9 protein-coding genes and 1 pseudogene are annotated in these 12,537 nt (G+C 71.6%); 7 read left to right on the forward strand and 3 right to left on the reverse strand.

The window, feature by feature from the left end:
• Positions 1-77: 77 nt before the first annotated feature.
• A pseudogene (locus DSY14_RS11225) lies at positions 78-641 on the forward strand (AMP-binding protein); the annotation flags it as partial.
• A gap of 24 nt (positions 642-665) precedes the next feature.
• Here DSY14_RS11225 and DSY14_RS11230 read toward each other — a convergent pair.
• Positions 666-1,883 carry an MFS transporter gene (locus DSY14_RS11230; protein WP_211716447.1) on the reverse strand — a complete coding sequence of 406 codons (1,218 nt, stop codon included), beginning with the start codon at positions 1,881-1,883 and terminating at the stop codon, positions 666-668.
• Positions 1,884-2,006: 123 nt separating this feature from the next.
• Between DSY14_RS11230 and DSY14_RS11235 the strand changes: the two genes are divergently transcribed.
• Positions 2,007-2,570: a TetR/AcrR family transcriptional regulator gene (locus tag DSY14_RS11235; RefSeq protein WP_211716448.1), complete on the forward strand. Its 564-nt coding sequence runs from the start codon at positions 2,007-2,009 to the stop codon at positions 2,568-2,570.
• Between the two features lie 31 nt (positions 2,571-2,601).
• On the opposite strand, the gene DSY14_RS11240 is transcribed toward DSY14_RS11235, so the two are convergent.
• Positions 2,602-4,461, reverse strand: coding sequence for a type II CAAX prenyl endopeptidase Rce1 family protein (locus DSY14_RS11240; protein WP_211716449.1), 1,860 nt, complete (start codon positions 4,459-4,461; stop codon positions 2,602-2,604).
• An 88-nt stretch (positions 4,462-4,549) separates the two neighbouring features.
• Between DSY14_RS11240 and DSY14_RS11245 the strand changes: the two genes are divergently transcribed.
• From DSY14_RS11245 to DSY14_RS11265, 5 genes are all read left to right on the forward strand, one after another.
• The gene (locus tag DSY14_RS11245; RefSeq protein ID WP_211716450.1) at positions 4,550-5,287 is read left to right on the forward strand and encodes a TetR/AcrR family transcriptional regulator; all 738 of its coding nucleotides are present in this window, start codon (positions 4,550-4,552) and stop codon (positions 5,285-5,287) included.
• Between the two features lie 88 nt (positions 5,288-5,375).
• Complete coding sequence (locus DSY14_RS11250; RefSeq protein ID WP_249187694.1) at positions 5,376-6,065, forward strand: FadR/GntR family transcriptional regulator; 690 nt, start codon at positions 5,376-5,378, stop codon at positions 6,063-6,065.
• Positions 6,062-6,835, forward strand: coding sequence for a creatininase family protein (locus tag DSY14_RS11255; protein WP_211716451.1), 774 nt, complete (start codon positions 6,062-6,064; stop codon positions 6,833-6,835). The genes DSY14_RS11250 and DSY14_RS11255 overlap by 4 nt, the downstream gene beginning before the upstream one ends.
• A 193-nt stretch (positions 6,836-7,028) precedes the next feature.
• On the forward strand, positions 7,029-8,006 hold the full coding sequence (locus DSY14_RS11260) for a PHB depolymerase family esterase (protein WP_211716452.1): 978 nt from the start codon (positions 7,029-7,031) through the stop codon (positions 8,004-8,006).
• Between the two features lie 125 nt (positions 8,007-8,131).
• Positions 8,132-9,616 carry an AbgT family transporter gene (locus tag DSY14_RS11265; protein ID WP_249187699.1) on the forward strand — a complete coding sequence of 495 codons (1,485 nt, stop codon included), beginning with the start codon at positions 8,132-8,134 and terminating at the stop codon, positions 9,614-9,616.
• 151 nt (positions 9,617-9,767) lie between these two features.
• Here the strand turns inward: DSY14_RS11265 and DSY14_RS11270 are convergent, their stop codons facing one another.
• Positions 9,768-12,197 carry a GH92 family glycosyl hydrolase gene (locus DSY14_RS11270; RefSeq protein ID WP_211716453.1) on the reverse strand — a complete coding sequence of 810 codons (2,430 nt, stop codon included), beginning with the start codon at positions 12,195-12,197 and terminating at the stop codon, positions 9,768-9,770.
• Between the last annotated feature and the right edge of the window lie 340 nt (positions 12,198-12,537).

Genomic DNA, 12,537 nt, shown 5'->3' on the forward strand with positions numbered 1-12,537 from the left:
TCCGGACCGCCCGGCCCTGGTCTTCGAGAGTCGCACCTGGACCTACGCCGAACTCGACGACGCCGTGACCCGGGCCGCGGCCCGAGGAGCACGCGGATCGACCCGCCTCGGCGGGGCGGTCGGTGCTGTTCGTGGAGCTGCGCGTGGTCGACGACCAGGGACGGGACGTCGCCCCCGGCGAAGCGGGTGAGGTGATCTACCGGTCGCCGCAACTGTGCCTGGGCTACTGGGACAAGCCCGAGGAGACCGCGGAGGCGTTCAGGGAGGGCTGGTTCCACTCGGGCGACCCGGTGCGCGCCGACGCCGAGGGCGACATCGAGGTCGTGGACCGGATCAAGGACGTGATCGACACCGGCGGGGCGCTGGCGGCCTCGCGTGAGATCGAGGACGTGCTGTTCGCGCACGACCAGGTGGCCCAGGCGGAGGCCGTGGGGGTGCCGGACGCCGAATGGATCGAGGCGGTGACGGCCTACGTCGTGCCCGCGCCGGGCGTCGACGTGGAGGCGTTGCCCAAGGTGCTGGTGGAGCACGTGAGCGCCCGGCTGGCGCCGTTCAAGGTGCCCAAGGCGGTGCGGGTGGTGGCCGCACTGCCCCGCACCGCCTCGGGCAAGATCCTCAAGCGCGAACTGCGTGGTGGCTGAGCGCTCCCCGGAGTCGATCCGGGCTCACTCCGGATCCGTACCGACCCGGTCTCGCTCGCCCGTGGTCGCCACCGCCGTGCGAGGCCGGGCCGCCGGACTGAGGAAACCGGCGAAGGCCACGAAGAGCAGTGGCAGGAGCAGGGCCGCGCGCAGACCGTGCTCCTCCCCGACGAAGCCGAGCACGGGTGGTCCGACCAGGAACGCGATGTACCCCACGGTCGCGACCAGCGCGACCCGGGCGGCGGAGTCGGGGCCGGAGTCGCCGGCGGCGGACAGGGCCACCGGGAAGCCCAGGGAGGCGCCCAGGCCCCACAGGACCACGGCCGCGGCGGCCAGGACCTGGCTGTCCGCACCGGCCACCAGGCCCATGCCCGCGACCCCGGCCGCGGCGCTGGCCGCCAGTACCCGGGACCTGCCGAAGCGCGCCAGGAAGTAGCCTCCGGCGAAACGGCCCACCGTCATCGACGCGGCGAAGACGGCGTAGACCATCGACCCCATCGCCTGGTCGAAGCCGTGACCGTCGACCATGATCAGGGGCAGCCAGTCGTTGGCGGTGCCCTCGGCCAGGGCCATGGCCAGCACGATGACACCGATGAGGACCAGCCGGGTGTCCTTCCACAGGGCGCGGGTCCGGCCGCCCGGGGCCTCCGTGGAGGCACGCCCGTACGTTCTGCCGGTCCCGGGGGGCAGGGAACCGAGGGTCGCGACCGCGGCCACCAAGGCCAGCACACCGACGATCACCAGGTGCCACGCGACGGAGAACCCGGTCGCCGTGAACGTCATGCCGGCCAGAGCGCCGATCACGGTGCCCAGACTGAAGAAGCCGTGCAGCCGGGGCAGCAACGGCAGGGACAGCGTCTTCTCGATGTCGGCGCCCTCGACGTTCATCGCGACCTCGCCGCCGCCCATGCCCAGGCCGAAGAGGAACAGGCCGAACGCGACCAGGAGGGCGGTCGACAGGGCGGCGCCCATGCCGATGGTGGGCATGCTGAGGATCACGGCGAGCGTCCCGAACACGATGACCGGTCGGGCACCGAAACGGGCGACGAGCACCCCCGACCCGAGGATGCCGAGCATCGACCCCGCCGAGAGACCGAACAGCACCATCCCCATCTCGGCCGTGGAGGCGCCCAGGGCGTCGCGGATGGCGGGGGTGCGGGTGACCCAGGAGGAGATCCCCAACCCGGGCAGGAGGAAGAGAACGCACAGCGCGACGCGCCGGCGTTTCATGGCGATGTCCAAGAGGAACTCCTCGACGAGGGCCGACCGGTAGTGTGCACAAACGTACACACTTTGGGCGGGTCTCACCACCCGGTTCGGAACGGGGCCGATCACGCGTCAGAATGGGCCCGGGGAGGGGATGTCATGGGTGGTTCCCGGCGTGTGGCCAACGATCCGGGGCGCAAGGAGCGCATCGTCGTCGCGACGTTGGAGGTGGTCGCCGAGCGCGGTGTGCACAAGACCACGCATCGTGCGATCGCCGAACGCGCCTCGGTGCCCCTGGGATCGTTGACGTACTACTTCGACGGGTTGACGGAGATCCTGGAGCACGCCTTCCGCCATCTGACGCACACCATGTCCGAGTACTACGGTGCCCGGGTGGCCGCGGCGGCCGACCGGGACGAGGCGTGCGCGGCCGTGGTCGACCTCATCTGTGGTCCCGAGTACGCCACGCCCCGTCAGTTCGTGCTGCTCTTCGAGATGTACTCCTACGCCAACCACAACGACGAGGTCCGCAGGGCCGCCCGCGCCTGGATGGATCTCAGCAGGTCCTCCCTGTCCGCGCACTTCTCCCCGGGGGCCTGCCGAGCCCTGGACGCGTTGGTGGAGGGATGGTCGATGCACCGGCACTTCGAGCGCGAGGAGGGCGGAGCGGACCGCGCCCTGGTCGCGGCGACCGTGGCCGCCATCGCCGGTCGTCTCGACTGACCCCGCGCGCCCCCGGGGCGCGCACGTCTCCTCAGACCCGGTCCGGTGGGGCGGGGACGTCGGCGCCGTAGCGGCGTGCCAGGGCGTGGAAACCCTCCTTGGGTTCCCAGTGGCCGTCGTCGGGGGACAGGCCCGAATCCCAGGTGGGCGGGCGCACGACCCCGAAGCTCGCCATGTCGTTGTCGCGGGTGGGGTCGAGGGAGTAGCGGCAGTCGCCCTCGATGAACATGCACAGGAACGCGCCGTGCACGTCCTCGGTCTCGTACACGTCGATGAGCGTGTCGATCATGTCCGCCTGGACACGCTCGTCGCGGATGAGGTTCCCGCGCACCTTGCGGTCGCTCAGGTCGCGCCAGTCCAGGGGATCGGCGCCCGAGCCGCCCTTGGTCTCGGCGCCCTGGTAGGAGCAGCACCCGAATTCGGTGACCACCACCGGCCTGCCCCACCGTTTCAGCGCGCGCAGCCCTTGGCGGTAGGTGCCCCGGGTGAGCTCGTCGAAGTAGTAGTCCACCCCTATGAGGTCGAAGGGGGACCAGTCCACGGTCTCCCAGGTGCCCGAACCGTAGGAGAGCGGCCCCGGGAACCGCTCTCGGGCGACGGTCACCAGCCGGCGCAGCACCGCGTTCAGCCGGCGGTCGTAGTAGGCGGGGATCATCCCGAACACGGACAGGGACCGGATCCTGCGCCCCATGTCGCGTCCGGGGAGGATGCCCCGATTGAAGATCGTGAGCTCACAGCCCACGTTGAGCACCACCCGGTCGGGATACTCGTCGAGCAGTCGCCCGGCCCTCGCGGCGACCCGTTCCATCTGTTCGACCAGCTCGTCGGGGTCGGCGTCCACCGAACGCGGTTGCAGCCACACGTCGAGCCCCTGTTCCAGGGCGAAGCGGGCGGCCTGCTCCAAACGGTCCGGGTCATGGCCGAACAGGGACACGGTGGTGCAGTGCAGGTCCTCGTGGACGACACGCATCTCCTCGCGGACCGCGTCGGGGTTCCAACGTTCCCGTGAATGCTGCCCCGGCGCGTAGCTGGAACCGACGTCGTACAGGATCCCGCGCACCGGGATGCGGCGGCGCGGCAGGGAGTCTTGTGCCGTCGGAGCCCGGGTCAGTCCGGGACGGGCGGCGAAGAGGAAGCGGACCACCAGGTAGCCGACCAGGGAACCGACCATGACCAGTGCCAGGTTCCAGGCCTGGGTGTCGGCCGGGAAGGCCAGGCCGGCGCCGTTCAGTACGATGACGGTCGCCGTGAGCGCCAGACGCACACCCACTCCGGCCCAGATCCCGCCGGTGGTCGTGCGCAACAGCCCGAGGAGGACACCGAGGAGCGCCAGGTTGAGCAGTGCGTCGGTGGTCCCCAGAATCAGGGACACCGACCCGGCGAACAGCGCGGTCTGGACGAGGACCACGGTGGCCTGGGAGAGCCGGTACCCCAGCAACTGTTGGACGTAGCCGCGGAAGACCAGTTCCTCGGGCAGGATCTGCGAGAACACCATCAGTGTGGTCAGGAGCAGGGCGGAGGCGACGGCCGGGAGCAGGGCCGTGGTGTCCAGGTCGGCGGCGCCGGTGAGCAGGGCGGCGGTCACGACCAGTACGGAGCCGGCACCCGTGCTCAGGGCGGCGGTGACCAGTGGCGGCCAGGCCCGCGCGGGGGTGCCCAGGCCGATCGAGGACAGGGTGTGTCCGGCGGTGCGGCACAGCGCCCACACCAGCGGCAGGAGTAACAGGAGGACGACGGTCGAGCGCACCGTCAGCCCCACGAGGCCGTCCGGCGGGGCGACGAACAGGTCGACGAGCGTGTGGGCGGCCGCGCCGATCAGTGTGAAGGCGACGACCAGCGACCCGACTCGGATCAGGTCGCCGCGCGATCGCGGGGTCTCGGGTGGGGGCATGAGCGCTCCAAACAACTCCGTACACTGTTCGATTAATGTAGAACAGTGTACGGAGTTTTGGCAAAGGGGTCGGACGAGGAGAAGGTGAGTGGGCGCCACACGTAAGAGCATCGAGACCACACTGGACCTGCTGTGGACCGGCCTCGGCCGACCTAAACGCGGCCCTCGGCATCAGCTCACCGTGCGACGCGTGGTGGAGGCGGCCATGGCCGTCGCCGAGGCCGAGGGCGTCGAGGCGCTGTCCATGCGCAAGGTCGCCGCCCACCTGGGCGTGGGCGCCGCCACGCTGTACACCTACGTACCCGACAAGGCGGCGCTGCTGGCCCTGATGGTCGACGACATGATCGGGCGTGCCCCGCTGCCGCACACCCGACCGGGCACCTGGCGGGAGAAGGTCGAGGCCTGGGCTCGCGAGGACCTGGCGTCCTTTCGCGCACACCCCTGGCTCATCGAGGTCACCTCCGGCCCGTTCGTCGGCCCCCATGCCTTCGCCTGGACCGACTCGGCCCTCCGCGTGTTCGACGACACCGGGCTGAGCGCGGAGGAGGCCGTCGCCGTCGTGGAGTCCGTCGACGCCCTGGTGCGAGGCCATGTCGCCCGGGTCGTCGTCGCCGACCGGGCCGAGAGCCTGACCGACCCCCAGGGGCGTTCGTTCGCCTCCATCCAGGAGGGTTACCTGAGCACGCGACGGATCGAGGCGGGGCGCTTCCCGTCCATCGAACGCATCGAGGCACCGCTGGACGCCGTGGCGGTCTTCGAGCGCTCCCTGGTCTGGTTGCTCGACGGCGTCGAGCGCGACATCGCCGAACGCGGCGCCCGGGGCTGAGCGGGCGCCGCGTCGCCGACGCGGGTCGATCGTGGAGAAACGCGTGTGTGACTTGACGCACTTACCGAGTAACTGATTTAGTCACTATATGAATAAGCATGCGCCCTCCCTGTCCGAGCGGCTCGCCGACGACATCGTGGAGATCATCCGCAGCGATCACCTGGAGCCCGGGGACCTCATGGCGTCCTCCCGGGAACTCGCCCAGCGCTTCGACGTCACCACGCCGACCGTGCGCGAGGCGCTGCGTCGTCTGGAGGCCACCGGGGTCGTGGAGTTCCGGCACGGATCGGGGACCTACGTCGGCGCCGGGTTCAGCCGGACGCTCCTGGTCAACCCGCACCTGCCCAGGGAGAGCGGTGACTCGGTCCTCGAACTGGCCGAGGCGCGCCTGGTCCTGGAACCGCCCATCGCCGCGGCGGCCGCCGCCGTCCGAGACGACGACCAGTTGGCCCGGCTGGAACGTTCCACCGTCAACGCCCTGCACCCGCCCCGGTTCGACGGCGATGCTCCCGTGCACTTCCACGTGGCGCTGGCCGCGGCCAGTGGTAACACCCTGCTGCGCGAGACGGTCGAGGCCCTGCTCTACGTCCGTTCGCGCGAACAGGTCGAGATCAGACATCGCTACCACGACCGCGAACGCGACCACGCCGAGCACATGGAGATCTACACCGCCGTCAGGGACCGGGACGCCGAGGCCGCCGAACGGCTGACGCGGCTGCACCTGACCGCCATCAGGGACGCCGTGGCCGCGGTTCCGCGCCGGGACGAGGAACGATGAGCGCGCCGCGTCCGCACCACCTCGCCGACATGACCACCGAGGAGGCGGCCCTGGCCGTCACCGAGAGGCCGGTCGTCCTCCTGGCCGCCGGCGCGTTCGAACAGCACGGCCCCGCCCTGCCCCTGGCCACCGACCTGGTCCGGGCCGAGGCGGTGACCGAACGGGTCGCCGCGCGTCTGGCCGGGCGGGTGGTGATCGGACCGCACCTGCCGGTGGGCGTCTCACCGCACCACGTCGCCTTTCCCGGCACGCTCAGTCTCTCCGTCACCACCTTCCGCACGGTGGTCCGTGAGTATCTGGAGGGGCTCTACCGGCACGGATGGCGCAAGGTGCTGATCGTCACCGGCCACGGGGGCAACAACGCCTCCCTCACCACCCTGGCCCAGGACCTCCTGGCCGACCTGCCCGACCTCGAGTTCGCCTGGACGCCCCTGACGACGGTCGCCGCCGACGTCGTGGCCCGGATGCCCATAAGCGAGGTGCACGGCCACAGCGGTGAGGCGGAGACCGCGCAGATGCTCCATCTGGCGCCCGGCCTGGTCCACACCGACCGCTTCGCCCCCGGCACCAGACGCCTCACCGAACTCGACGCCCTGTCCCGTCTGGCCCGCCGGGCCGGACACCCCACGCTCCAGGTCCGCTACGACCGACTCAGCGCCAACGGGGTCCTGGGCGACCCCGCCCGCGCCACCGCCGAGGACGGGGCGGCCATCGTCGACCGCGTCGTCGACGAGATCACCGACTTCGTCGAGGAATGGCTCCAGGCCTGACCCGGCCCTGACCGGGGCGCTCCGCCCACCGGCGGACCGCCCCGCCGCCTCATCGACCGGTCCCGCCGCCATCGCGGGCCCGGCACCACCCGAACCCACAGGCCCCGGCCGTGCACGCGACCGCCGAGGGTCCGTCCGCCGTACCCGAGAACCGACCACCGGCGCCCGTACACCGACGGAAGAGGACTTCGACATGAGTCGCGCACACCGGCTCCTCGCCGGCCTGACGACCGCTCTCGCCCTACCCGCCCTGCTCCTGACCGGCCCGGACCCGGCGGGGGCCGCGCCGTCCCCCGACGCGGCCACCGACACCGCACCGCACCGGTCCGCGGGGTGCGGCCGCCCCCCGCCCCAGGCACTCGGACAGAGCGTGACGCGCACGCTCACCAGCGGGGGGATCGAGCGCACCTACCGCCTGCACCTGCCCGACGGCTACCACGGGCATCGCGCCCTGCCGGTCCTTCTGGGCTACCACGGCCGGGGCAACACGGGGGCCGGGACCGAGGCGTTCTCCGGGTTGACCGGTCTGCCCGCCATCGTCGTCCACCCCGACGGGGTGATCGGGCAGGGGGACGGCGACCGACAGGCCTGGCAGGGCGCCCCCTACTCCGCGCCCGGCGTCGACGACGTCGCCTTCACCCACGACCTCCTCGACACCCTGGAGGCCGAACTGTGCGTGGACCGAGGTCGGGTCTACGCCACCGGCAAGTCCAACGGCGGCGCCTTCACCGCCCTGCTGGCCTGCGCGGCCTCCGAGCGCGTCACCGCCATCGCCCCCGTCGCCGCCGCCCTGTACCCGCACGGGTCGGACTGCGACCCGGTCCGGCCGGTCCCGGTCATCTCCTTCCACGGCACCGAGGACGTCACCATCCCCTACACCGGGGACGTCGTCCGCGGCCTGCCCGACATCGCGGCCTGGAACGCCGCACGGGCCGAGGCCAACGGTTGCCGGCCGACCCCGAGCACGGGTCGCGTGGAACCCGACATCGCCGAGTACCGGTGGACCGGCTGCGACGCCGGTGCGCGGGTGCACCACGTGGCCGTCGAGGGCGGCGGCCACACCTGGCCCGGCGCCGACTCCTACAGCGGAGGCGGCCACACGACACAGACCATCGAGGCCCACGAGGAGATGTGGCGCTTCCTGAGCCGTCACCGCCTGCCCGCCGTCTGATCCGTACGTCCCAGGAGCACTCCATGTCCCAGCCCACCTCTGGTGGCTCCGGATCCACCGGATCCGACCGCAGCACCGACGCGACCGACCACAAGGACGTTCCGCTGCCGCGCCTCATCCGCGCGATGGCGGTGATCGAACGGGTCGGCAACGCGCTGCCGCATCCCTTCTGGTTGTTCTGGATCCTCGCCGCGATCCTGGCGGTGGCCAGCGCGATCATGGCCGGGCTCGGCGTCTCCGTGGTCTCCCCGAGCGACGGGGAGACCGTGGTGGTCCGCAGCCTCCTCAGTGGTGAGGGTCTGGCGATGGCCCTGTCCACCATGATCGAGAACTTCGCCACGTTCCCGCCCATGGCGACGATCGTCGCGGTGATCATGGGCGTGGCGGTCGCCGAGCGCAGCGGCTTCCTGTCCTCGCTCATGCGGGTCAGCGTCTCGCGCGTTCCCACGGGCTGGGTCGTGTTCGCCGTCGCCTTCGCCGGGACGATGGCCCACGTGGCGTCGGCCGCCGCCTACATCATCCTGGTGCCTCTGGGCGGCCTCGCCTTCCGAGCGGTCGGCCGCTCGCCGATCCTCGGTGTGGTCGTCGCCTACACCGCCATCGCCTCCGGTTACGACGCCAGCCCGATCCCCACCCCCAACGACGCCATCTTCGCGGGCATCACCACGGCCGCCGCCCAGGTCGTGGATCCGGGCGCCTACGTCTCACCACTGAGCAACTGGTTCTTCAACATCGCCTCCTCGGTGGTGTTGGCCGGGGTCATCACCGTGATCACCAAGTTCGTCCTGGAGAAGCGGCCCGACCTGGACCCCGACCCCGACGCCGACCTGGAGAACCTCGGTTCGCTGCACCTGAGCGACGACGAACGCTCCGGCCTGCGTCGGGCCCTGCTCGCCCTGGTGGCGGCCCTGCTGGTGCTGACCGCCCTCGTGGTCCCGGCCGGTTCTCCGCTGCGCGGTGAGGACGGCGGCCTGGCCGAGTCGCCCCTGCTCCTCGGTATCGGTGCGGTCGTGGCCCTGCTGTTCGGTCTGGTCGGTATCGTCTACGGGCACCGTGTCGGCACCATCGAGAAGCCCGGCGACGTGCCCGCGCTGATGGTCCTGGGCATCAAGCAGATGGCGCCCGTCCTGGTGCTGTTCTTCGCCATCGCCCAGTTCCTGGCCTACTTCGACTGGACGCACATCGGCGACGTGATCGCGGTGCGGGCGGCGGAGGCCCTGGAGACCAGCGGTATCCCGGTGGTCGTGCTGTTCCTGTTCATCCTGGTCCTGCTGAGCCTGATCAACATCATCATCACGAGCGGTTCGGCGATGTGGGCGATCTGCGCCCCCGTCCTGGTGCCGATGCTCATGCTCATCGACGTTCCCGCCGAGACGACGCAGGCGCTGTTCCGGATCGCCGATTCCGGTTCGACCGCCATCACCCCGATGAGCCCCTACTTCGTCATGGCGCTCGGGTTCCTCCAGCAGTACCGCAAGAGCGCCGGAATCGGCACCCTGGCCTCCTACACGCTGCCGCTGGCGGTGGGCATGACGGTGGTCTGGACCCTGCTGTTCCTGGCCTGGTGGGCGCTGGGCATCCCGCTCGGGCCCGGAGCCCCGGTGCGCTGACGCCGTGCGCCGACGCCGTGCGCTGACGCCGTGCGCCGACGCCGTGCGCCGACGCCGTGCGCCGACGCCGTGCGCCGACGCCGTGCGTCGACATCGAGACCGGCGCGCCCGGGCCCGAACGGGGGGCCGCCCCCGGTCGGGCCCGGTCGGGTCAGTGGTCCACCGGCCGTTCCTCGGGGGCCGTCGCCCACCCGGTGTCGGCTTCGGTGCCCAGGCCGAACTCCAGGTGGCCGCCCTCGTCCAGGAACGACTCGGGCAGCCAGGAGGCGCCGTGCTCGGCCCCGTCCAGCGTCACCTCGTGCACGTACACCGCGTCCGCGCCCGCATCGGGGGCGGTGACGGTGATCGGTGCGCGACCCTGCGGGGTGATCCGCGCGTGGGTGAACACCGGGCTCGACAGCAGCAGCTCACCGCGTCCGGGCGCCTGGGGGAACAACCCCAGCGAGGCGAACACGTACCAGGCGGACATGGTGCCCAGGTCGTCGTTGCCCGGCAGGCCCGAGGGTCCCGTCCCGTACTGGGAGTCGATGACCTCGCGCACCGTCTCCTGGGTCTTCCACGGCTGTCCCAACCCGTTGTACAGCCACGGCGCGTGCAGCCCCGGCTGGTTGGTGGGGTCGTAGCGCAGGGGGTCGCCGCCGCCCACCGACCACTCACCGTCGGGGGTGCGGAAGAACCCGTCCAGGCGTTCGGCCGCCACCTCCCGGCCGCCCATCGCCTCGGCCAGACCGCCGACGTCGTGCGGCACCATCCAGGTGTAGGTCGCCGCCGTGCCCTGGGCGAACCCGGTCTCCGAGGCCGGGTCGAAGGAGCCCACCCAGGAACCGTCGCCGTTGCGCGCGCGGATGTATCCGGCGTCCTCGGTGGCGTCCGGGTCGAACACGTTGCGCCAGTGGCCGCCCCGGGCGGCGAACATCTCCGCGTCCTCCTCCAGGCCCAGCCGGCGCGCCCACTGCCCCAGGGCGTGGTCGGCGACCGCCGCCTCCAGGGTCTCGGCCCCACCGCCCCAGCAGTGGCAGTCGTCGTGCGGGGCGTACTCCAGCTCCAGGTAGCGCTCCAGGTTCGGGCGCTGACCCTCGCACTGGCCGGGGCAGCCCGCGTCGGACAGGCCGTCCGGGTGCGGCTCCGTGGCCTGGGCGCGCAACGACGCGTAGGCGGCCTCGGTGTCGAACCCGTCCGCCCCCATGGCCGCGAACGTGGCCAGCGTGATGGCGGAGGGGTCCCCGGTCATCACGTGGGTGGCGCCGTTGACGTGCACCCAGCGGTCCCACACGTCCCCGTTCTGCTCCGAGAAGTTGAGCAGGGACTGGGCGAAGTCCCCGGTCACCTCCGGCTCCAGCAGCGCCGACAGCTGGATCTGGGCCCGGTACTGGTCCCAGCCGGCGAAGTTGGTGTACTGCGCCCGTTGGCCGGCCACGATCCGCTGTGGTGCTCCGTCCATCCCCGGGTAACGTCCGTCCACGTCGCTGACCAGGTTCGGCTGGAGCAGCGAACGGTAGAGGGCCGTGTAGAACTCGGTGTACAGGGCGTCGTCACCGCCGCCGACCGCGACCGCGCCCAACCGCTCGGACCAGGCGTCGTGGGCCTGCGCGGCCACCGTGTCGACGGTGTCCTCGTCCTCGACCTCGGCCGCCAGATTGGCGCGGGCGCCCTCGGCGCTCACGTAGGACACCCCCACGCGCACGCCGACGTCGGAGCCCTCCGGGAAGGAGACGTACCCGCCCGAGCCGGTTCCCCGGCGGGCGTCGCGGTCGTAGCCCTCGCCGCCGGAGGCGGAGGTGGACCCGGGCAGGAGCGTGTCGTCCTCCCAGGTCCCGACCTCGGTGAAGTCGGTGTCGAAGTGCGCGGTGAAGTGCAGTCGGTAGTAGGAACGGCGGTTGTTCTCGCCGCCGTTGGCGCGTTGCCCGCAGAACGCGCCGGTGAGCACCGAACCGGACACGGTGCGGGACTCCGCGTCGATCTCGATCTCGGCCTCCTCACTGCCGTTGAGCGAGTTCGAGGTGCGCAGCAACAGCGAGGCGGGGTCCCCTTGGGGGAAGGAGAACGCACCCACACCGGAACGATCGGTCACGCTGAGGTCGGTGCGCACGCCGTTGTCCAGGGTGACCGTGTACCGGCCGGGCTCGGCGGTCTCGTTCTCGTGGTCGAAGTCGCTCGCGTAGATCTCGTCGGTGGCGTCGGCGCTGGGGGAGGAGTCCACCGGCACGGTCACCGGCATGATGGGCAGGTCCCCGGCGGCGCCCGGGTGGCAGCCGGCGCCGTTGACGTGTGTCAGGGCGAAGCCCCGTACCCGGGTGGTGTCGTAGTGGTAGCCGTTGGCCGCGCCGGTGTCGGTCTGGTCTCCGGGGGTCGTCGTGGGACTCCACGAGACCATGCCGAAGGGGCGCACCGCGCCGGGGTAGGTGTTGCCGCCGCCGGCCGTGCCGATGAACGGGTCCACGTACCCCACGGGGTCGTCGACCAGGTCGGGGACGGTGTCGGCGGTGGCTGTGGGGGAGGCCAGGGTGGCGATCGTCAGGGGAACGAGCAGCGCGGCGATCCGGCCGCGGCGAGCACGTGGGGAACGAGCGGGGAGGGGCATGCGGGTGTCCTCGGCGGGGAGATGGGGCCCGGGCAGTGTCCCCCACCGCCTCGCGCCGTGCCCAGACCCCCAAGGCCCGTCAGGGCGCGATTTCCTCCGTGCTTCGCCGGCCGGTCACCCCGTGGTGCGGATCCGGCCGCGTTCCGGTCTCGGTCGTCGGTGCCCGAACACCCGCGGGAACCGCCCCTGCCGGGCGGTGACGGTCCACGAGGGGGTCGGGGCGCCGGCCCCGAGGAAGGCGGCTAGGTGTACTGACCTGAAAGGTTAGGTACGCGGGAGGCGGGAGGGCCGCTGATCGCGGTGTGGAACCGGTGGTGATTGTAGTGGTGCAACCACCCGA

This window comes from Nocardiopsis sp. MG754419 (assembly GCF_018207095.1).
GTDB lineage: Bacteria > Actinomycetota > Actinomycetes > Streptosporangiales > Streptosporangiaceae > Nocardiopsis.